20 protein-coding genes are annotated in these 20,774 nt (G+C 71.3%); 12 read left to right on the top strand and 8 right to left on the bottom strand.

Annotated features, from left to right (window positions below):
• The first annotated feature begins 111 nt into the window (after positions 1-111).
• The 5 genes from AB5J49_RS03975 to AB5J49_RS03995 all read left to right on the top strand — a co-directional run bounded on the left by AB5J49_RS03975 (position 112) and on the right by AB5J49_RS03995 (position 5,594).
• A complete protein-coding gene (locus AB5J49_RS03975) occupies positions 112-1,215 on the top strand; it encodes a substrate-binding domain-containing protein (protein ID WP_369167074.1) in 1,104 nt (367 codons plus the stop codon).
• Between the two features lie 62 nt (positions 1,216-1,277).
• Positions 1,278-2,051, top strand: coding sequence for an ATP-binding cassette domain-containing protein (locus AB5J49_RS03980; RefSeq protein WP_369167075.1), 774 nt, complete (start codon positions 1,278-1,280; stop codon positions 2,049-2,051).
• A 104-nt stretch (positions 2,052-2,155) separates the two neighbouring features.
• Positions 2,156-3,316 carry a sugar ABC transporter permease gene (locus tag AB5J49_RS03985; protein ID WP_369175035.1) on the top strand — a complete coding sequence of 387 codons (1,161 nt, stop codon included), beginning with the start codon at positions 2,156-2,158 and terminating at the stop codon, positions 3,314-3,316.
• Between the two features lie 262 nt (positions 3,317-3,578).
• Positions 3,579-4,793: an MFS transporter gene (locus tag AB5J49_RS03990; protein ID WP_369167076.1), complete on the top strand. Its 1,215-nt coding sequence runs from the start codon at positions 3,579-3,581 to the stop codon at positions 4,791-4,793.
• A gap of 411 nt (positions 4,794-5,204) precedes the next feature.
• Positions 5,205-5,594, top strand: coding sequence for a VOC family protein (locus AB5J49_RS03995; protein WP_369167077.1), 390 nt, complete (start codon positions 5,205-5,207; stop codon positions 5,592-5,594).
• 7 nt (positions 5,595-5,601) lie between these two features.
• Here AB5J49_RS03995 and AB5J49_RS04000 read toward each other — a convergent pair whose 3' ends face one another.
• On the bottom strand, positions 5,602-6,183 hold the full coding sequence (locus tag AB5J49_RS04000) for a DM13 domain-containing protein (protein ID WP_369167078.1): 582 nt from the start codon (positions 6,181-6,183) through the stop codon (positions 5,602-5,604).
• 189 nt (positions 6,184-6,372) lie between these two features.
• Between AB5J49_RS04000 and AB5J49_RS04005 the strand changes: the two genes are divergently transcribed.
• A complete protein-coding gene (locus AB5J49_RS04005; protein ID WP_369167079.1) occupies positions 6,373-7,113 on the top strand; it encodes a maleylpyruvate isomerase family mycothiol-dependent enzyme in 741 nt (246 codons plus the stop codon).
• An 18-nt stretch (positions 7,114-7,131) separates the two neighbouring features.
• On the opposite strand, the gene AB5J49_RS04010 is transcribed toward AB5J49_RS04005, so the two are convergent.
• Positions 7,132-7,542, bottom strand: coding sequence for a MarR family winged helix-turn-helix transcriptional regulator (locus AB5J49_RS04010; RefSeq protein WP_369167080.1), 411 nt, complete (start codon positions 7,540-7,542; stop codon positions 7,132-7,134).
• Between the two features lie 85 nt (positions 7,543-7,627).
• Here AB5J49_RS04010 and AB5J49_RS04015 point away from each other — a divergent pair, with 85 nt between their 5' ends.
• Positions 7,628-9,109: an MFS transporter gene (locus AB5J49_RS04015; RefSeq protein WP_369167081.1), complete on the top strand. Its 1,482-nt coding sequence runs from the start codon at positions 7,628-7,630 to the stop codon at positions 9,107-9,109.
• A gap of 68 nt (positions 9,110-9,177) precedes the next feature.
• On the top strand, positions 9,178-9,462 hold the full coding sequence (locus AB5J49_RS04020; protein ID WP_369167082.1) for a DUF6332 family protein: 285 nt from the start codon (positions 9,178-9,180) through the stop codon (positions 9,460-9,462).
• Here the strand turns inward: AB5J49_RS04020 and AB5J49_RS04025 are convergent.
• From AB5J49_RS04025 to AB5J49_RS04035, 3 genes are read right to left on the bottom strand one after another with little or no spacing between them, the layout of a single operon-like run.
• Positions 9,423-10,088 carry a response regulator gene (locus AB5J49_RS04025; protein ID WP_369167083.1) on the bottom strand — a complete coding sequence of 222 codons (666 nt, stop codon included), beginning with the start codon at positions 10,086-10,088 and terminating at the stop codon, positions 9,423-9,425. The two genes, AB5J49_RS04020 and AB5J49_RS04025, sit on opposite strands and share 40 nt — an antisense overlap.
• Positions 10,085-11,329: a sensor histidine kinase gene (locus tag AB5J49_RS04030; protein ID WP_369167084.1), complete on the bottom strand. Its 1,245-nt coding sequence runs from the start codon at positions 11,327-11,329 to the stop codon at positions 10,085-10,087. The genes AB5J49_RS04025 and AB5J49_RS04030 overlap by 4 nt, the downstream gene beginning before the upstream one ends.
• 53 nt (positions 11,330-11,382) lie before the next feature.
• On the bottom strand, positions 11,383-13,533 hold the full coding sequence (locus tag AB5J49_RS04035) for an MMPL family transporter (protein WP_369167085.1): 2,151 nt from the start codon (positions 13,531-13,533) through the stop codon (positions 11,383-11,385).
• A 106-nt stretch (positions 13,534-13,639) separates the two neighbouring features.
• Between AB5J49_RS04035 and AB5J49_RS04040 the strand changes: the two genes are divergently transcribed.
• Positions 13,640-14,461, top strand: a complete 822-nt coding sequence (locus AB5J49_RS04040; RefSeq protein ID WP_369167086.1) for a BTAD domain-containing putative transcriptional regulator — start codon at positions 13,640-13,642, stop codon at positions 14,459-14,461.
• A 14-nt stretch (positions 14,462-14,475) separates the two neighbouring features.
• Here the strand turns inward: AB5J49_RS04040 and AB5J49_RS04045 are convergent, their stop codons facing one another.
• Positions 14,476-15,201, bottom strand: coding sequence for a TetR/AcrR family transcriptional regulator (locus tag AB5J49_RS04045; RefSeq protein WP_369167087.1), 726 nt, complete (start codon positions 15,199-15,201; stop codon positions 14,476-14,478).
• 127 nt (positions 15,202-15,328) lie between these two features.
• On the opposite strand from AB5J49_RS04045, the gene AB5J49_RS04050 reads away from it, so the two are divergent.
• Positions 15,329-15,778 (top strand): nitroreductase family deazaflavin-dependent oxidoreductase, encoded by a 450-nt coding sequence (locus tag AB5J49_RS04050; RefSeq protein ID WP_369167088.1) that lies wholly within the window; start codon positions 15,329-15,331, stop codon positions 15,776-15,778.
• A 36-nt stretch (positions 15,779-15,814) separates the two neighbouring features.
• Here AB5J49_RS04050 and AB5J49_RS04055 read toward each other — a convergent pair whose 3' ends face one another.
• Positions 15,815-17,053 (bottom strand): geranylgeranyl reductase family protein, encoded by a 1,239-nt coding sequence (locus tag AB5J49_RS04055; protein ID WP_369167089.1) that lies wholly within the window; start codon positions 17,051-17,053, stop codon positions 15,815-15,817.
• Positions 17,054-17,186: 133 nt separating this feature from the next.
• Here AB5J49_RS04055 and AB5J49_RS04060 point away from each other — a divergent pair, with 133 nt between their 5' ends.
• Complete coding sequence (locus AB5J49_RS04060) at positions 17,187-18,542, top strand: dipeptidase (protein WP_369167090.1); 1,356 nt, start codon at positions 17,187-17,189, stop codon at positions 18,540-18,542.
• Between the two features lie 24 nt (positions 18,543-18,566).
• Positions 18,567-19,625: a protein kinase family protein gene (locus tag AB5J49_RS04065; RefSeq protein ID WP_369167091.1), complete on the top strand. Its 1,059-nt coding sequence runs from the start codon at positions 18,567-18,569 to the stop codon at positions 19,623-19,625.
• On the opposite strand, the gene AB5J49_RS04070 is transcribed toward AB5J49_RS04065, so the two are convergent.
• Positions 19,592-20,635, bottom strand: coding sequence for an NUDIX domain-containing protein (locus AB5J49_RS04070; protein ID WP_369167092.1), 1,044 nt, complete (start codon positions 20,633-20,635; stop codon positions 19,592-19,594). The two genes, AB5J49_RS04065 and AB5J49_RS04070, sit on opposite strands and share 34 nt — an antisense overlap.
• Positions 20,636-20,774 lie beyond the last annotated feature (139 nt).

Raw genomic sequence — 20,774 nt, forward strand, 5'->3', positions numbered from 1 at the left:
TCTCCCGGCAGCACGCGAGAAGCCGCGTGTGAGGGCGGCGACCGTGATCCGCCAGGACCCCTGTGACCGCCCCCTCCCCACGCACGGCGAAGGTCAAGGGAGGTCTCTCACATGAAGACCCGCACCCGGGACGCGGCCATGGCCGTGACCGTGCTCTGCACGGCCGTCGCCCTCGCGGCCTGCGGGTCGTCGGGCGACAGCTCGCCGGGCGGCGGGAGCGAATCCAGCGGGGAAGACACGCCGAGCATCGGTCTGCTGCTGCCGGACTCCACCACGGCCCGCTGGGAGACACAGGACGGCCCCCTGCTCGAGACGAAGATCAAGGGGCTGTGCGGCGACTGCGCGGTCGAGCATGCCAACGCCAAGGGTGATGTGGCCCTCCAGCAGGAACAGATGGACTCGATGATCACTGCGGGAATCGACGCCATCGTGCTCGTGGCCGTGGACGCGAGGTCCCTCGCCGCGGCGGTCAGGAGCGCGAACGAGGCGGACATCCCGGTCATCGCCTACGACCGCCTGGCCGAGGGGCCGATCTCGGGTTACGTCTCCTTCGACGGCGAGGAGGTCGGCAGACTCCAGGGCCGGGCGCTGCTCGAGGCCATGGGCGGCGGGAGCGAACGCCAGATCGTGATGATGAACGGCGATCCCAGCGATCCCAACGCGGTGTCGTTCAAGAAGGGCGCGCTGTTCGTGCTCAAGGGCCGGGTGGAGATCGGCAAGGAGTACGACACGCTCCAGTGGAGGCCGGAGAACGCGCACATGAACATGTCCGGCGCCATCGCCGCCCTCGGCGCCGGCAACATAGACGGGGTCTACGCGGCCAACGACGGCCTCGCCGCCGGCAGCATCTCCGCCCTCAAGTCGAACAAGGTCGACCCGCTTCCACCCGTCACCGGACAGGACGCCGAACTCGGAGCCCTGCAGCGCATCCTGCACGGCGACCAGTACATGACCGTCTACAAGCCCTTCGCACCCGAGGCCTCCGCGGCCGCCACCATGGCGGTTGCCGCGGCACGCGGTGAGAGCCTCGACCGCCTTGCCACGGACAAGGTGAGCACCCGCGGCGCCGACGCGGTTCCGGCCGTCATGCTCACCCCCGTGTCCGTGACCGTCGACAACATCAAGGACACCGTGGTGAAGGACGGCGTGTACACGATCGAGCAGATCTGCACTCCCGGACTCAGAGCCGCCTGTGACGAGGCCGGGCTGACCTGAGCGGGCCGTGCCCCGAGACCAGGTCCGGCCCCCGTCGGACCCGGGGAAGGAGATGGTGTCCCGTGGCGGCTTCCCCCTTGCTGGCGCTGCGCGGCGTGTGCAAGCGATTCGGCGTCGTCGAGGTTCTCAGCGATGTCGAGCTGGAGATTCACGCCGGCCAGGTCGTCGCCCTGCTGGGCGACAACGGGGCCGGCAAGTCCACCTTGGTCAAGGTGATCTCCGGCGTCATCCCGGCGGACAAGGGCGTCATCGAGTGGGAGGGACGGACGGTCCAGATCAGGCGCCCCCATGACGCACGGGAGCTCGGCATCGCCACCGTCTACCAGGACCTCGCGCTCTGCGGGAACCTCGACGTCGTCGGCAACCTGTTCCTGGGGCGGGAGATCCGCAGGTTCGGGTTCCTCGACGAGATGGAGATGGAGCGCCGCTCCAGACACCTGCTGGATCGCCTGACCAGGGGCGTCCCCGATCTGCGGGCCCCCGTAGTCTCACTGTCCAGTGGCCAGCGCCAGACGGTCGCCATCGCCCGCTCGCTGCTCGGCGACCCGCGGGTGCTCCTCCTGGACGAACCGACCGCGGCCCTGGGGTTCGAGCAGACCACCGAGGTCCTGGACCTCGTCGACGAGCTGCGCGACCGCGGCATGGGCATCGTCCTCATCAGCCACAACATGGGCGACGTCAAGGCCCTCGCGGACCGCGCCATGGTGTTGCGGCTCGGTCGCAACAACGGCTTCTTCGACGTGAACACCGCGTCCCAGGAACAGATCATCGCCTCCGTCACCGGCGCGACGGAGAACGTACCCCGCCAGATGACCCACCGGGAGGCGGGGTGGTGAAAGGCATACGCAGCAAGGCGGACACCGCACGGACCGACCCCTCCGAGGCCCCCCGGCCGCAACGCGAGCGGGCCGTCGCCCGGGCCGTGGAGAGCTCGGTCGACATGGTCCGGCGCAAGGTCCGCGCCGGAGAACTGGGCTCGCTCCCCGTCGTCCTGGTCCTCGCCGTCGTCTGGATCGTCTTCCAGTCCCTCAACGACAACTTCCTCTCCCCCCCGAACCTGTCCAATCTCAGCGTCGACATCGTGGGCACGGGTCTGATCGCGGTGGGCATCGTCTTCGTGCTGCTGCTCGGTGAGCTCGATCTGTCGGTCGGTTCGATCAGCGGTCTCGCGGCGGCCGTCTTCGCCGTGCTGAACGTCAACAGCGGTGTGCCGGAGTGGCTCGCCCTGCTCATCGCGGTGCTCGCGGGCACCGGGGCGGGAACCGTGCAGGGGTTCTCCTTCGCCAGAACGCGGGTGCCGGCGTTCGTCGTCACGCTGGCGGGGCTGCTCACCTGGAACGGCCTCATGCTGTACATCCTCGGGACCAGCGGCACGATCAACCTCGACGAGAACGGGCTCGTCGCCAAGCTGACGAACTACTACTTCACCCATGACGCCGTCGCCTACGGACTGGCGGCCGTCGCCGCGGGCGCGGTCTTCCTCGTGTCGTACCAGGACGCGCTGCGCCGCAGAGCCGTCGGCATGCCGCACCGCTCGCTCCAGGCGATCGTCGTCCGCACGGGAGCACTGGCGGTGATCGCGTTCGCCGCGGCGTATCTGCTCAACCGCTTCCAGGGTCTGCCGCTGGCCCTGCTGATCTTCCTCGTGGTGGTGGCGGGGCTCGACATCCTGCTCCGCCGCACGCACTACGGCCGTCAGGTCTACGCCCTCGGCGGCGGTGTCGAGGCCGCCCGTCGCGCCAGTCTCAACGTGACGGGCGTGCAGACCGCGGTGCTCGCCGTCTCAGGCACGATGGCCGCGATCGGTGGCCTGTTCCTGGCCTCGCGGATCACCTCGGTGAGCCAGAGCTCCGGCTCGGGCGTCCTGTTGCTCAACGCCATCGCGGCGGCCGTCATCGGTGGCACGAGCCTGTTCGGCGGGCGGGGTACGACCTGGTCCGCAGTGCTCGGCATGCTGGTCATCCAGTCGATCGCCTCGGGCATGGCGATCACGGACACCCCCACCGCGGTCCAGTTCATGATCACGGGCGGGGTGTTGTTCGCAGCGGTGGTCATCGACTCGGTGTCGCGACGCACGCAAGAGGCACACGGGCGGGCCTGACGCCCACTTCAAGGACGTGCCACCTCGGGGACGGTCGGTGCAGGCGGGCACCCACGACCTCGCCGGCGATCCGGCCCGCCCGGGTCCGTCGGCGCTGCTCGGACCGCCGGGTCGGAACGTGGCGATCGGAACGAGGTGACCGGAACGAGGTGACCAGAACAAGGTGATCGGGACCCGGTGATCGAGACCTGGTGATCGGAACAAGGTGAGGGACTCGTCGGGCTCCCTTGCCCCGTCTATACGAGTCACCTAGCCTGACTTTGTGCCGCTCATAAACAAACTCCGTTCGCACAACGCCGTGCCGGACAGCGCACTCGGCGCACTCACCCGACTCCGCATCGCTCTCACCGTCTTCTTCGCCCTCGACGGCTTCGTCTTCGCCGGCTGGGTCGTGCGCATCCCCGCCATCAAGCACCAGACCGGCGCCTCCGCCAGCACCCTCGGCCTTGCCCTGCTCGGCGTCTCCGCCGGCGCCGTGGTCACGATGATGCTCACCGGACGCCTGTGCCGCCGCTACGGCAGCCACCAGGTCACCGTCGTATGCGCGGTCCTGCTCTCCCTCAGCGTCGCGCTCCCCCCACTCACCCACTCCGCACTGACCCTCGGCGCCGTCCTGCTGATCTTCGGAGCCGCCTACGGCGGGATCAACGTGGCCTTCAACAGCGCCGCCATCCACCTGGTCGCCGCCCTCCGGCGGCCGGTCATGCCGAGTTTCCACGCGGCCTTCAGCCTGGGCGGCATGATCGGTGCGGGTCTGGGCGGACTGGTCGCCGGCCACCTCTCCCCCACGCGGCACCTGCTCGGCCTGACCGTCATCGGGCTGATCGTGACCGCCCTCGCCGGACCCACTCTCCTGCGACACGACCCACCGCGGCCGCCCGACGCCCCACGCCACGGCTCCGCCGAGAGCACCCCGCGCCGCCTCGACCGCCGCACCCGAGGGCTCGTGATCGTCTTCGGGGTGATCGCACTGTGCACGGCATACGGCGAAGGGGCCATGGCCGACTGGGGAGCCCTGCACCTCGAACAGGACCTCGGCGCCTCACCGGGGCTCGCGGCCGTGGGGTATTCGTGCTTCGCGCTGGCCATGACCATCGGGCGCCTGACGGGGACGGTTCTGCTCGAACGGCTGGGCCGGACCAGAACCGTGGTCGCGGGCGGCTCCATCGCGGCCGCCGGGATGCTGCTCGGCTCCCTCACCCCTTCCGTGTGGGCGGCGCTGATCGGCTTCGCCGTGACCGGGCTCGGCCTCGCCAATCTCTTCCCGGTCGCCGTCGAACGCGCCGGTACGCTCGCCGGCCCCGGCGGCGTCGCGACCGCGTCCACGCTCGGCTACGGCGGCATGCTGCTCGGCCCGCCCGCGATCGGGTTCATGGCCGACTGGTTCTCCCTGTCCACCGCCCTGACCAGCGTCGCCGCGCTGGCGGCCGCAGCAGCACTGATCGGCTTCGTCACGCGACACGCGGCAGCCGACTGAGCGGGAGACCAGGCCCTGTCGTGTGGATCAGGGCGGCTGAGAGGCGCGGTGCCTTCCGGTCGACCCGAGCGGGGGGGCGAGGGAGGTGCCCCAGCCCCCGGGAGAACCGGGCGAAGCCGGCTCGCGCCGGGCGGGAGCGTGCAGTTGCAAGGCGCAGGAGGCTGCGACATCAGCCGCTACCGCGGCGGGCGCCGCGGAGCGATGGGGCCTCTCCCGCTCCAACGAAGCCGAGAGTGAGGGAGACGGACGACAACACGGCTGGGGGGACCCCCTGAGGGCGTGTGTGCCGGCCCCCACGAACGCCGGAACGCTCCGAACGACAGGGGCCTGGAGGCCCTTCCCGGCACGACGGCCACCCCGACCGAGCCCCGGCCATTGCCACTCTCACCCTCCCCCGCACACCATGGCCCGATGGCGCGACTCCACGACATCGTCATCGACTGTGCCCGCCCGGCCGCCACGGCCCGCTTCTGGGCCGCCGCCCTCGACGGTTACGCCGTCGCCCCGTACGACGACGCCGAGCTCACCCGGCTGCGCGCCCAGGGGATCGCCGACCCGGAGGACGACCCGACCGTGCTCGTCGAACCCCGCGGCGGCGGCCCCCGCCTGTGGTGCCAGCTCGTCCCGGAGCCCAAGCGCGTCAAGAACCGTCTGCATCTGGACCTCGTCTCCGCCGACCCGGAGGCCGAGATCGACCGGCTCGTGACCCTCGGCGCGACCGTCCAGGCCCGCCACGAGGACCACGACGTCCTGGCCGACCCCGAGGGCAACGAGTTCTGTCTCCTCCCCCTGCGCCCGTGAACCGCCCTCAGGCGCGGGCGAGTTCAGCGGCACCGAACGACACGTCGAAGCGGTCGCACCAGATGGTGACGCTGCGGTAGTGGGACAGGTCGACCTCCTCGGGCACGACGTAGTTCTGGCTTCCCTTGTTGCCCTTGAGCCGGCCGAGGCTCACATACTCGCCGTCGTCGAAGACATGCCACCCCGCCCGCCCCTCCTCCACCCGCGCGTCGGTGAGCCACACGCGGAGGTCCGGCCCGTTGCTGGTGTCGAGATCCTCCAGGCGTACGACGTGGGAGCCGTCCGCCAGCCGCACGAGTTTCACCGAGCCCGACGTCGTGTGCTCATGGCTGATCAGCTCGCCGTCGGCCAGCGTCCGCGGTCCGGGCGCGGGGGCGGGGGCGGCGGCGTCGTCGGCGTCGGCCGGGGACGAAGCCGCCGCGGGCGGGGCCGAGGTTCTGGCGGCCTGAGGCAAGGCTTCCTCCACCGTCTTGTCCTGCCACAGCTTCCACGGCTGGAACCAGTACAGCCCGAACCCGCCCGCGGCGACGGCCAGAACCAGCACTCCGCCGAACCACGGCCCGCCCAGCGCCTTCCGCACGCGCCCCATATCCGTCCCGCTTCCAGAGAGTTGCCCGTCGACGCTCAGTGCGCCACCACTCATTCCAACGGAACGCGGGGCCGCCCCGTACCCCGACGCCGATGACGAAACCCTTACGTCGACCGCCCCGCCCTCACCCCCCCCTCAACCCAACCCAGCCCATCCCTTCGACCGCGCTCCATCGTGCACACTCAGCCCATGGAGACAGCCGAGTTCGTTCGATTCCTGGACCGCGAGGGTCTGCTGCTCGCCGCGGCCGCCGAGGAGGCGGGGGTCGATGCCAAGGTGCCGACCTGCCCGGACTGGCAGGTGCGGGATCTGGTGCGGCACACGGGCATGGTGCACCGCTGGGCGGCGTCCTTCGTCGCCGACGGCCGCACCTCCCCCCATCCCCCCGAGGGTCCGCCCGACCTCGACGGTGCCGACCTTCTGGCCTGGTTCCGGGAAGGACACCGCCATCTCGTCGCCACCCTCTCCGCCGCCTCCCCCGACGTCCAGTGCTTCCACTTCCTGCCCGCACCCTCGCCGCTCGCGTTCTGGGCACGCAGACAGGCCCACGAGACGGCCGTGCACCGCTTCGACGCGGAGGCGGCGCGCGGCGGCAAGCCGAGCGAGATCGACGCCGGCTTCGCGGCGGACGGCATCGACGAGTTGCTGCGCGCCTTCCATGCCCGGCCCAAGAGCCGGGTCCGCAGCGCCGAGCCGCGGGTGCTGCGGGTGCGGGCGACGGACACAGGCGACGCGGTGTGGACCGTACGGCTGTCTCAGGAGCCGCCCTTGACCGAGCGGGGCGATGCCGGCCGGGCCGACTGCGAGATCGCCGGGCCGGTCGCGCACCTGTATCTGTCGCTGTGGAACCGGCTGCCCTTGCCGACGGTGACCGGCGACGCCTCTGTGGCCGCGCTGTGGCGCGAGAACTCGGCCATCGTCATGAGCTGAACCCAGGGCGTACGCCGCTCAGTTCACGAGCATCCTCGTCAGCACCGCACGCTGCACCGGCAGCACCTCGCCGTGCAGCGTGCGCCCCTTCGCCGTGAGGGCCACCCGCACGCCGCGGCGGTCCTCCGGGCACATGCAGCGCTCGACGAGACCGTCCTTCTCCAGCCGGGCGATCAGCCGCGACAGCGCACTCTGACTGAGATGCACCCGCTCGGAGATCTCCTGCACGCGCAACGCCGCGTCACTCCCCGGGCTTCCCGAGCCGCCCCGCGCCGAGCCCGCGGCCAGCACGTCCAGCACCTCGAAGTCACTGGCGCACAGGCCGTGTTGGTGCAGCGCACGGTCGAGTTCGCACTGGGTGCGCGCGTGCAGCGCCAGGATGTCCCGCCACCGGTCCACGAGCGCCTGCTCGGCCTTGTTCGCCGCCATGGGCGCACCGTAGCAGAACACAGAGTTTGTTGCATCAGAATTAAATGCATTTGCATTCCATGCATGCGCATGTAGTGTCCTCGGCATGACCTCTCCGCTCACCAACCCCGCGTCCCAAGGACGTTGGACCCCCCGGCTGTGGGGCACCCTGCTGGTGCTGTGCGCCGCGATGTTCCTGGACGCACTGGACGTGTCGATGGTCGGTGTCGCCCTGCCGTCCATCGGCGCCGACCTGGGCCTGTCCACCTCCACCCTGCAATGGATCGTCAGCGGCTACATCCTGGGCTACGGCGGCCTGCTCCTCCTCGGCGGCCGGACCGCCGACCTGCTGGGCCGGCGCCAGGTCTTCCTGGTGGCCCTAGCCGTCTTCGCGCTCGCCTCCCTGCTCGGCGGGCTCGTCGACTCGGGTCCGCTGCTGATCGCCAGCCGCTTCATCAAGGGTCTGAGCGCGGCCTTCACAGCTCCGGCCGGGCTGTCGATCATCACCACGACGTTCCCGGAGGGCCCGCTGCGCAACCGGGCGCTCTCCATCTACACCACCTGCGCGGCCACCGGCTTCTCCATGGGCCTTGTGCTCTCCGGCCTGCTCACCGAGGCGAGTTGGCGCCTGACGATGCTGCTGCCCGCGCCCATCGCCCTGATCGCGCTCATCGCCGGCCTGAAGATGCTGCCGCGCAGCGAGCGCGAGAAGGATCACAGGGGCTACGACATCCCCGGCGCCGTCCTCGGCACCGCGTCGATGCTGCTGCTGGTCTTCACCGTCGTGCAGGCCCCCGAAGTCGGCTGGGCCTCCGCCCGCACGCTGCTGTCCTTCCTCGCCGTCGCCGCGCTCCTGACCGTGTTCGTCCTGGTCGAACGGCGCTCGCCGGGCCCGCTGGTCCGACTGGCCGTGCTGCGCTCCGGCAACCAGATCCGCGCCCAGCTCGGCGCCATGACCTTCTTCGGCTCGTACATCGGCTTCCAGTTCCTCGCCACGCTGTACCTCCAGTCAGTGCTCGGCTGGTCGGCGCTGCAGACAGCGCTCGCCTTCCTGCCCGCGGGCCTGTTGGTGGCGCTGTCCGCGACCAAGATGGGCGCGGTCGTCGACCGGTTCGGCACGCCCCGTCTGATCCCGGTGGGCTTCGCCCTCATGGTCGTCGGCTACGCGCTCTTCCTGCGAGTCGACCTCGACCCGGTGTACGCGGCGGTGATCCTGCCCAGCATGCTGCTCATCGGTGCGGCCTGCGCGCTGATCTTCCCCTCGCTCAACATCCAGGCCACCAACGGGGTCGACGACCACGAACAGGGCATGGTCTCCGGTCTGCTCAACACCTCCGTGCAGGTGGGCGGCGCGATCTTCCTGGCCGTCGTGACGGCGGTGGTCACCGCGAACACCCCGGAGAACGCCACCCCGCAGGCCGTACTCGACAGCTACCGGCCCGGGCTGACCGTCGTGACCGGTATCGCGATCCTCGGGCTCCTGATCACACTGACGGGGCTGCGGCCGCGGCGCCGGCAGCAGTCGGTCGTTGTCGCGAAGGCCACCCTGAAGCAGGCTGAAGCGGACCGCGTACCCGTCCACGACTAGGCCCTGCACACCATGTGCCCGGCGGGGGCTGCTTGCCCCACCGGGCACACCCCTGTGAGACTCGCCGTATGACTGGGTACGGGGGACGGCGCGATCAGGCGCGCCGGGACGCGATGACTGTCGAGATCGGATACGCGCTGTGCAGTGCGGCGTTCGCGGCGGCCTTGCTGTTTGCAGCGGTGGCCGGACCGGCGTTCGTCTTCGACCTGTCGGGCGGTGTCCGCAGCGCGCTCGTCGGCACGGGCGCCACGCTCGCGGCGGCCCTGTTCACCGCCCGGGTCATCGGCGTGCTGGTCCGCTTCCGAAAGGACTCTCAGCCCAGCCAGCCCGGCCGTACCAACCCGGACTCGTAGGCCAGGACGACGAGTTGGGCCCGGTCCCGGGCGCCGAGCTTCACCATGGTGCGGCTGACGTGGGTCTTGGCGGTGAGCGGGCTGACGACCAGGCGGCGGGCGATCTCCTCGTTGGACAGCCCGATACCGACCAGCGCCATCACCTCCCGCTCGCGCTCGGTGAGTTCACCGAGGGCGTCGACGGCCGCGGGCTCCTTGGAGCGGGCGGCGAACTCGGCGATGAGGCGGCGGGTCACGCCGGGCGAGAGCAGCGCGTCGCCCTCGACCACCGCCCGCACGGCACGCAGGAGTTCCTCCGGCTCGGTGTCCTTGACCAGGAAGCCGGAGGCACCCGAGCGGATGGCCTCGAAGACGTACTCGTCGAGTTCGAAGGTGGTGAGCATGACCACCTTGACGCCCTTCAGGTCGCCGTCGCCGGTGATCCGGCGGGTCGCGGCGAGGCCGTCGAGGAGCGGCATGCGGATGTCCATCAGGACGACGTCCGGCCGCAGTTCACGCACCTTGCGCACGGCCTCCTCGCCGTCGGAGGCCTCCCCGGCCACCTCGATGTCCGGCTGCGCGTCGAGCAGCGCCCGGAAGCCGGCCCGCACCAGTGACTGGTCGTCGGCGAGAAGTACGCGGATCACCGTTCCTCCTTCACCTCGTTGGAAGCCTTCAACGGCAGTACGGCGAGCACCCGAAACCCGCCGTCGGCACGCGGGCCCGCCTCGATCGTGCCACCGAGCGCGGCCGCCCGCTCCCGCATTCCGGCGAGTCCGTTGCCGCTGCCGCCCGCGTCGGCGCCGGTCGCGGGACCGTCGTCGTCGATACGTAGCCGTAGCGTCGACCCGTCGTCGTGATCGAGGTGCACGCGTGCGTGCCGCGATCCCGAGTGCCGTACGACATTGGTGAGGGCTTCCTGGATGATCCGGAAGGCGGCGAGGTCCGTGCCGGGTGCCAGGCGGGGCGGCTCGCCCGCGACCTCGACGGTGAGGCCCGCGCTCGCGGCCTGCTCCACCAGTTCGGGCAGCCGGTCGAGGCCGGGCGCCGGTGCGCGGGGCGCGTCGCCGGGCGTGCGCAGCGTGTCGAGGACCTGGCGAACCTCGCCGAGCGCTTCCTTGCTCTGGGCCTTGATGGTGGTGAGCGCCGTGCGCGCCTGCTCGGGGTCGGTGTCGAGGAGGGCGAGTCCGACACCCGCCTGCACATTGATCACGGAGATGCTGTGCGCGAGGACGTCGTGCAGTTCGCGGGCGATCCGCAGCCGCTCCTCGTCGGCCCGCCGCCGCGCCGCCTGCGCCCGCTCGGCCCGCTCCCGCACCCACTGCTCGCGCCGGGTCCTCGCCAGCTCCGACACCGCCACGATCGCCGCGACCCAGGCGGCGATCACGCCCTCCTGCCCCCAGGACGCGGCCGAGTCACCGGAAGGCGGCAGCCACTGGTACAGCAAGTGGGCCACCAGGGCGTGCCCGATCCAGAACACCCCGACCGCCGCCCAGGCGGCCTTGCGGTGCCCCGTGAGGATGGCGTTGAAGCAGGCCACCGCCACGGCCAGGAAGACCGGTCCGTAGGGGTAGCCGGCACCCAGGTAGAGCGTGGCGGCCATCGACGTCCCGAACACGACGGCCACCGGATACCGCTTGCGCCACAACAGCAGGCCCGACGCCACGAACAGCAGCACCCGCGCGAAGGGGTCGAGATGCTCCCGGTAGTCCCCCTGGCCCTCGGCCGCGAAGTTCGAACCGGCCATCACGAAGACCGTGATCAGCACGGTGGAGCGCCAGGGCCAGCGAGGCGTGTGCTCCTCGTCCTCCCAGCGGTTCCACCACGGCGGCCCGTGCCGCCACCACATCTGCGGACCGCCGACCCGGCGTACGTCCTGCTCGTCCATGTCCGCCACGCTAGACGCGACGACCGCCGGGCGGCGTCACCCGCGCGTGGTGATCACACGTACTCCCCGCGAAGTACGTCCGCCGCCTGGGGCTCCCTGATCCGCAGCCCGCGCAGCCGCCGGGGCGCCCACCAGTTGGCGCGCCCGGCGAGCCGCATCGTCACCGGCAGCAGCACGACCCGGATGAGGGTGGCGTCGACGAGGATGGTCAGGGCCGTTCCGATGCCGAGTTCCTTGAGGAAGACGACGCCGGAAGTGGCGTACGACAGGAAGGACAGCGCGAGGATGCCGGCGGGTGCTGTGATCAGCGGGGCGCTGCGCCGGATGCCCTCGCCGACCGCCCGCTCGGTGTCCCCCGTGCACGCGTGCTCCTCTTTGATGCGGGCCAGCAAGAACACCTCGTAGTCCATGGACAGCCCGTACGCCACGCAGAACATCAGCACCGGAATGCTCGGTTCGATCGAGCCCGTGGGCGTGAAGCCGAGGAGTCCGGACAGCCGGCCGTCCTGGAAGACCCACACCAGGCAGCCGAACATCACCGCGAGGCTGAGCAGGTTCAGCACGGTCGCCTTCGCCGGCAGCAGCACACTGCCGGTCATCAGGAAGAGGATCACGTACGTCGCCACCAGAACGATGCCGACGGCGAGCGGGAGCCGGTCGAGCAGCGTGGCACGGAAGTCGGTGGTCTCGCCCGGGTAGCCGCCGACGAGGGTGGGAGCGGGTGCGGGGGTGTCCCGGATGCGTTCGACGAAGGCGGGGACGTCGCCGTACATGGCCTGCTGCGTGGGTACGACGGCCAGGCGCACGCGACCGTCCGGTGCGGTGAGCCGGTCCTGGCCGGGGGTGCCGACGCGGCTGCCGTCGCGGTAGGCGCCGCTCGGTGCGTCGACCTGGAAGACGCCCGGGATCCGGGAGAGTTCGGCGGCGTACGCGCGCGTGTCGGCCGGTTCGCCGAGCACGACCTGGACGGAGTCCGTGGGCTCGGCGGCGAAGTCGCGGTGCACGGTCTCGGAGGTGGTGCGCGAGGAGGCGCCCTCGGGGAGCGTGCGCTCGTCGGGGAGGCCGAAGCGCAGGCCGAGGACGGGTGAGGCGGCCAGGAGGAGGACGGCCAGGACCGCGGAGCCGGCGATCAGCGGGCGGCGCATTGCGGCGAGGGCTGTGCGGTGCCAGAACCCGGAGGCGGGTGCCGTGGGTCGCTCGACCCGGTGGCCCCAGCGGGCGAGGGCCGCCGGGAGCACGAGAACGGCGCCCGCGACCGCGGTGAGCACGACGAGCACTCCGGCGTAAGCGAACGAGCTCAGGAAGAAGAACGGGAACACCAGCAGCGCGCAGAGCGAGACCGCGACGGTGACGCCGCTGAAGACGACCGTGCGTCCGGCCGTCGCGCTCGCCCGCACCACGGCCTGCTGCTGGGGGTGTCCGGCGGCCCGCTCCTCGCGATACCGGTTGATCACGAAGAGGCCGTAGTCGACGCCCAGACCGAGACCGAGGACGAGAGCGAGGTTCGCGGCGAAGGTCGACACCTCGGTGAACTGTGCGATGAGCCGCAGCCCGGCGAGCGTGCCGAGGACCGAGAGCAGGCCAACAGCAACGGTCAGCAGGGCGGCCACGGTACGCCGGTACACGAGGATCAGCAGGAGCAGCACAGCAGGCAGCGCGAAGGCCTCCGCACGCAGGAAGTCGGCACGCGCCTCCTCGCCGACCTGCCGCGAGATCTCCTCCTGGCCGCCCACCCGGACGTCCAGCTCGGCCGTGGTGCGGGTCAACTCGGGGGAGAGTGCGGCGAGTTGTGCGCGAGCCTCGGTGGCGGTGCCTTCGAGGCGAGCCAGGATCAGGGCACGCCGGCCGTCCTCGGCACGCAGGGCGGGGCTCTCGGCGTCCCAGTAGGAGGTGACGTCGGTGACCAGCGGCAACCGGCCGACCTCGGCGACGAGTTCGCGTCCCGCCCGCTCGGCGCGCGGACTGTCCACGTCGCCGTCGCGGGCGGTGACGAGCAGGGCGAGGTTGGGGTTGCCAGTGCGGAAGTCGTCGCGCAGTACGTCGCCGGCGCGCACCGACTCCGTGCCGGGCGAGCTCCAGCGCGCGAGGTCGAGGTCGGCCTGGGCGCCGGCGCCGTACGCGCCGAGGCCGAGGACGACGAGCAGGGCACCGACCAGCACGGCACGACTGCGGTGCACGGCCAGACGGCCGAGCCGGGTGAGCATGGGGAGGCCTTTCTCCGGGAGTCGGGGGGCTCACACCGTGACCCGGCCCGCTGGAACGACCGCTGGAAGATCCACTGGAACGCGGGGCCCGGGATACGCTCGACGCATGGGTGAGGGGACAGCCGCGGGAGTATCCGAGGGAACGGCCGACAGCACGGCGCAGAGCCTGCGCTGCGAAGTGCTCGGCCCGTTGCGCGCGTTGCGCGACGGCGCGGAGATCCCGCTGGGCCCACCCAGGCAGCGCGCGGTCCTCGCCGTACTGCTGCTCCAGGAGGGCCGCCCGCTCTCGTACGGCGGTCTGGTCGAGGCCGTCTGGGGCGGGGCACCTCCGGCTCATGTGCGCAACCTCGTACAGAAGTACGTCTCCGGGTTGCGCCGCGTGCTCGGGCCGGGGCCGGAGCTGTCGTGGACCGGCACCGGCTATCTACTCACCGGCGTCGAGGCCGACGATCTGCGGGAGCGGCGCCGGCTGGTGGACGCGGCGCTGGCGGCACGGGCCGCGGGTGAACTCCGCCGGGCCGCCGAACTCGCGCGTCGCGCCGAGGAGTTGTGGCGCGGCGAGTTCGCCGAGGGCCTCCGGGCACCGTATCTCGCCGCGGAGCGCCTGCGCTGGGCCGAGAAGCGCCTCACCGTCCTGGAGGCCGTGCTCGCCGGGGAGATCGAACTCGGCCGCGCCTTCGAGTACGTCCATGAGCTCGTCCGCCTCGTCGCGGCACACCCCCTGCGGGAACGCCTCGTCGAGCTCCTGATGCTCGCCCTGTGCCGCACCGGCCGCCCGACGGACGCGCTCACGGCGTACGAGGCGGCCCGGCGACGACTGGCCGACGCCCTGGGCGCCGACCCGGGGCCCGCACTGCGCTCACTGCACACACGGATCCTGCGTCAGGACCCGGAACTGCTGCCATCGCCGCCGGTGCCAGTGCCCTGACGAGGTGCGTCCGCCTACCGCTGCCCGTCCCCCAGGCCCACCCCGTGCGCGAGTCGGCCCACCGCATGCCGGAAGAACGTCTCCCGGTCCTCCACGACCCGGTTGAACTGCCCGAACAGCTCGAACCCGACGAGCCCGAAGAGCTCGGCCCAGGAGGCGACGAGGGCCGCGACGTTCGCCGGGGGGAGGTCCGGCGCCAGGTCGGTCGCCATGCGCTCGGCCTCGGGGCGCAGTTCGGCGGGCAGGGGCGGTTCGGAGAGGCCGGAGCCGGAGCCGGAGTCCGAGCCGGAGGCCCGGTGGGCGTCGCGGAGGATGCCGATGAAGACGAGGCCGACGCGGGAGGCGGGCGGGACCGTGGTGTCGGGCGCGGTGTACCCGGGCACGGGCGAGCCGTAGATCAGTGCGTACTCGTGCGGGTGCCGCAGCGCCCAGTCGCGTACGGCCTCGGCGACCGCCGTCCAACGCTGCACGGGCCTGGCGGCGGCGGCCTTGCGGTGCGCGGCCTCGGCGCTCTCCCCGAGCGAGTCGTAGGCGTCGATGATGAGCGCGGTCAGCAGGTCGTCCCGGCTGGGGAAATAGCGGTAGAGGGCGGAGGAGACCATGCCGAGTTCCCGGGCCACGGCCCGCAGCGAGAGCTTGGCGGCCCCCTCGGCCGCGAGCTGTCTGCGCGCCTCGTCCTTGATGGCCGCGGTGACTTCCCTCCTGGCGCGGGCGCGTGCACCCTGTGCTGTGCTGCTCATGTGAGGCAGTCTCCCATAAGAACAGAGCAGTGCACACATTTGAGAGCAGTGCTCTTGCTCGGATCACCGATCTCATGCAGACTGCTCTCAAACGAGAGCACCGCTCTCTCAAACTCCGGGGGTCACCATGACGTCGCCGTACTACCTCAAGGGCAGCCCGCTGAACGTCCGCCTCAACAGCGTCATCGGCTGGCTGGCCCGGCACGGGCTCAGCATCGCGGGCACGGCGGAGATGTCGGTGCGCGGGCGCAAGAGCGGCCAGATGCAGCGCATCCCGGTCAACCCGCACACGTATGAAGGCACGCAGTACCTCGTCTCGGCGCGAGGCCACTCCCAGTGGGTGCGCAACATGCGTGCCGCCGGCGGCGGGGAGCTGCGCGTCGGGCGCAAGGTGCGTGAGTTCACCGCGGTGGAGCTTCCCGACGCGGAGAAGCTCCCGATCGTGCGCGCCTATCTGGAGAAGTGGGGCTGGGAGGTCAACCAGTACTTCCAGGGGGTCACCGCGAAGTCCTCCGACGAGGAGATCATCGCGGCGGCCCCGGACCACCCCGTCTTCCGGATCACCGTCGAGAAGTGACCCGGGCCGCCGTCACGAGGTGAGGGCAGGCCGCCGTCAGGAAGTGGTCTCGTCGCCCGCCGGGGCCTGGCGGCGGTCCAGCGCGGTCAGGGCGCGGTGGGCCATCGGATGGACGCGGACGATCTCGGCCAGCGAGGTCGAGCCGCGGGTGATGTCCATGAACGCCTTCCAGGCCGGCCGGAAACCGGTCAGGGTGGCGTGGAAGAGGCCGGGACGGCGTTCGAACACCGTCAGCAGCCGCTTGCCGACGCTCATCTCGACGCCGAGTCCCGCCTTGATCGCGAAGGCGTAGTTCAGGGCCTGGCGCCGGGTGTCCACCGCGTCGTGCGCCTCGGCGATCCGCACCGCCCACTCCCCCGCGAGCCGCCCCGACCGCAGCGCGAACGAGATGCCCTCGCGCGTCCACGGCTCCAGCAGCCCCGCCGCGTCACCGCACACCAGCACGCGCCCGCGGGACAGCGGCGAGTCGTCGGCGCGGCAGCGCGTCAAGTGGCCGGAGGAGATGCTCGGTTCGAACCCGGCGAGTCCGAGCCGCCCGATGAACTCCTCCAAGTACCGCTTGGTGGCCGCTCCTTCGCCACGCGCCGAGATCACGCCCACCGTCAGCGTGTCGCCCTTGGGGAACACCCAGCCGTAACTGCCGGGAATCGGGCCCCAGTCGATGAGCACCCGCCCCTGCCAGTCCTCGGCGACGGTCTCCGGCACCGGGATCTCCGCCTCCAGGCCGAGATCCACCTGGTCGAGCTTGACCCCGACATGCGCTCCTATCCGGCTGGCGCTGCCGTCCGCGCCGACGACGGCCCGCGCGAGCAGCGTCTCGCCGCCCTGCAGGACGACGGCGACGCTGCGCCGGTCCGGCACCGCCGAGCCGTGCTGCTCGACGCGCTGCACGGTGACGCCCGTACGCAGTTCGGCACCCGCCTTCTGCGCGTGCTCGACGAGTTGCTGGTCGAACTCGGGCCGGTTGATCAGCCCGAACAGCATCTGCTTGGAGCGCCGGGTGCGGGTGAAGCGGCCGTTGTTCGAGAAGGTGACCGCGTGCACCCGGTCCCGGAAGGGCAGCTCGAAGCCGGGTGGGAGCGAGTCGCGGGAGGGGCCGATGATGCCGCCGCCGCACGTCTTGTAGCGCGGCAGCTCCGCCTTCTCCAGCACCAGCACGCGCCGCCCGGCGACCGCTGCCGCATAGGCGGCCGAAGCGCCCGCGGGTCCCGCGCCCACCACGACGACGTCCCACACCTGCCGCACGTCGTCCGCCGAAGAGTTCTCGCTGCTCACGATGGTCTACTGCTCCCGCTCAAGCCGCCGTCTGCTGCTGTCCCCCGCATCCTACGGCGGGCATCGTCGCAGGCCGCTGTGGGAGGATCACAGCACTCATACGTACAACGTCGCACCCACAAGGAGCGTGCCCATGTCGTCGAATCCGGTCGCCGAGACCGTCGCCTCCCTGATGCCCCGGGCGAAGGCGGAACTCACCGAGCTGGTGGCATTCAAATCGGTGGCGGACTTCGACCAGTTCCCGAAGAGCGAGAGCGAAGGCGCCGCCCGCTGGGTCGCCGACGCGCTGCGCACGGAGGGATTCGAGGACGTGGCGCTGCTCGACACCCCCGACGGCACGCAGTCGGTGTACGGCTACCTGCCCGGCCCCGAGGGTGCGAAGACGGTCCTGCTGTACGCCCACTACGACGTGCAGCCCCCGCTGGACGAGGCCGCCTGGAGCACCCCGCCCTTCGAGCTGACCGAGCGCGACGGCCGCTGGTACGGGCGCGGGTCCGCCGACTGCAAGGGCGGCCTGATCATGCACCTGCTCGCGCTGCGCGCGCTCAAGGCGAACGGCGGCGTGCCGGTGCATGTGAAGGTGATCGCCGAGGGCTCGGAGGAGATGGGCACGGGCGGTCTGGAGCGGTACGCCGAGCAGCACCCCGACCTGCTGGCGGCCGACACCATCGTGATCGGCGACGCGGGCAACTTCCGCGTCGGTCTGCCGACGGTCACCTCGACCCTGCGCGGAATGACCCTCGTCCGCGTGCAGATCGACACGCTCGAAGGCAACCTGCACTCCGGCCAGTTCGGCGGGGCCGCGCCCGACGCGCTCGGCGCCCTGATCCGCGTGCTGGACTCGCTGCGCGCCGAGGACGGCTCGACGACCGTGGACGGGCTGACCGGCGAGTCGTCGTGGGAAGGGCTGCAGTACGAGGAGGCGCAGTTCCGCCAGGACGCCAAGGTCCTCGACGGCGTCGAGCTGATCGGCTCCGGCACGGTCGCCGACCGCATCTGGGCGCGCCCCGCGGTCACGGTCCTCGGCATCGACTGCCCGCCGGTCGTCGGCGCCACCCCGTCCGTGCAGGCGGGCGCCCGTGCGCTGATCAGCCTCCGCGTGCCGCCGGGCGTGGACGCGGCCCAGGCGACCAAGCTGCTCCAGGCCCACCTGGAGTCGCACACGCCATGGGGTGCCCGGGTGAGCACCGAGCAGATAGGCCAGGGCCAGGCGTTCCGCGCCGACACGAGCAGCCCGGCGTACCAGGCCATGGCGGACGCGATGGCGGTGGCGTACCCGGGCCAGGAGATGCAGTACGCCGGCCAGGGCGGCTCGATCCCCCTGTGCAACACCCTCGCCGCCCTCTACCCGCACGCGGAGATCCTCCTCATCGGCCTGAGCGAGCCGGAGGCCCAGATCCACGCCGTGAACGAGAGCGTGTCCCCGCAGGAGCTGGAGCGGCTGTCGGTCGCCGAGGCGCTGTTCCTGCGCAATTACGCGGCGGGCTGAGGGACTTCGGCTGAGTATGGGCGCATGACCCGCACCGAGCGCCTCACCGCCCACACCGACATCGCCACGTCTCTCGCGCTCCTCAGCGACCATGAGGTCACGGAACTCGTGGAGTCGGGCACGCCGCTCGGCACCGGGATCGGCGGGCGCTCGGCGCTGATCGAGGTGGACGGCAGACGGGTCTTCGTGAAGCGGGTCCCGCTCACCGATGTCGAGTTGCGGCCGGAGAACCTCCGCTCCACGGCGAACCTCCTCGGGCTGCCGGCCTACTTCCACTACGGCATCGGCAGCCCAGGGTTCGGTGCCTGGCGGGAGCTCGCGGTGCACACCATGACGACGAACTGGGTCGTCTCCGACCGCTTCTCGGGCTTCCCGCTGACGCACCACTGGCGGATCCTGCCGCAGCCGCCGCAGCCCCTCCCCGACGAGCTGGCCGACGTGGAGCGGGCCGTCGCCTATTGGGGCGGCGACCCGCAGGTGCGCGAGCGCATCGAAGGGCTGCGGACGGCGTCCGCGAGCCTGGCGCTGTTCCTGGAATACGTGCCGCACACCCTGCACGACTGGCTGGACGCCCAGTTGCGCACGGACGACGCGGACGCCGCATGCGCCTTCGTGGAAAAGGAGCTCACGGCCGTCACCGACTTCCTCCACGAGGTCCGGCTCCTGCACTTCGACGCCCACTTCCAGAACATCCTCACCGATGGGCGCCGGCTCTACCTGGCCGACTACGGCCTCGCTCTTTCGGCCCGCTTCCCGCTCACGCCTCAGGAGCGCGCCTTCTTCGATCGGCACCGCCTCTACGACCGCGTCTACACCACCACCCGCCTGGTGAACTGGCTGGCCACCGCGCTGTACGGGTACGGCCTGCAGGAGCGCGAGGCGTTCGTGCGCGCCTGCGCCGACGGCATGCGGCCCGAGGGCATCCCGCGGGCCGCCGCCGACATCATCGAGCGGTACGCGCCGCTCGCCGCCTTGATGGGCGACTTCGCCCGGCGGCTCCAGAACGAGAGCAGGCTCGCCCCGTTCCCGCACGACGCGCTGCGGCTGGCTCAGGAAGGCGCTGGAATGCCCGCCTCCAGATAGAGCGCCGCCCCACGTTCCCGCGCCCGAAGCGCCCAGCGCAGCCGCTCGTAGCGCACCGGTGGCAGCAGTTCGGCCGCCTCCTCCTCGGTGACGAAGCGCCAGTCACGCAGCTCGGGTCCGGGCAGCAGGACACGTTCGGCCTCCGTCGAGTCGAGGCGGCCGCCGTCGAAGAGGAGGCGCAGACCTCCGTACCCGGGGGGCAAGGGCCGCTCCCAGTCGACGACGAGGAGCCGCGGTATGTCGTCCAGCTGTATCCCCGTCTCCTCGGCGACCTCGCGCATACCCGCGCGCGCGGGCGCCTCACCCCGTTCTACGACGCCGCCGGGAAACTCCCAGCCCGCTTTGTAGGTGGGGTCGACGAGCAGCACCCGGTCCTGCTCGTCGAAGAGAAGGACCCCCGAGGCGACGGTCTCGGCGGTGGGCTCTGGCGTCTGCACGATGTCGCAGACGGGGACCGTACCGCTGCCGACGGCCTCGGCGATGCGGGCAGCGGTCTCGTACGGAGTCAGACCACCGTTGTCGACCGGATAGGCGTCGGCGGTGAGCCAGGAGGCCAGTGCGGCGCGATACGGCTCTATGTGGTCGTTCGACCACTGTCGGATCCGTATCTCTCCGTCGGACAGCTCGGGCGGAATCTCCCGCCCGGCTATTCGCTCCCGCAGGATCGTTTCCGCCGGGGCGAGGAGCAGGTGCTGGACGGTGATGCGGCGGGCGGCGAGGCCGCCGAAGATCTCGTCGCGGTACTCCTGACGCAGCAGCGTCATCGGAACCACGAGGGTCCCGCCGAGCTCGGCGAGCAGCGCGGCCGCCGTGTCGATCACGAGACGTCGCCAGATCGGCAGGTCCTGGAAGTCACCGACCTCGGTGAGGTGTTTGGGCGGGAGCAGATGGGCGAGCGCTCCGCCGATGACCTCGGGGTCGAAGAGCGTGCTGTTCGGGATCAGCTCGATCAGTTCGCGTGCGGTGGTGGTCTTCCCCGCACCGAACGCGCCGTTGATCCAGACGATCACGTTTCCCCCTCTTCTGTTGGCCCCCTGTGGCTTGCCCGCTCCACCCTGCCACGGAAACCAGTTCCCGTAGAGAGCGCACGACAACGGCGCCGACACCCGCTCGGATGCGAGGGTGCGGCGCCGCGTGATCGGGTCGGTG

This window comes from Streptomyces sp. R28 (assembly GCF_041052385.1).
GTDB lineage: Bacteria > Actinomycetota > Actinomycetes > Streptomycetales > Streptomycetaceae > Streptomyces.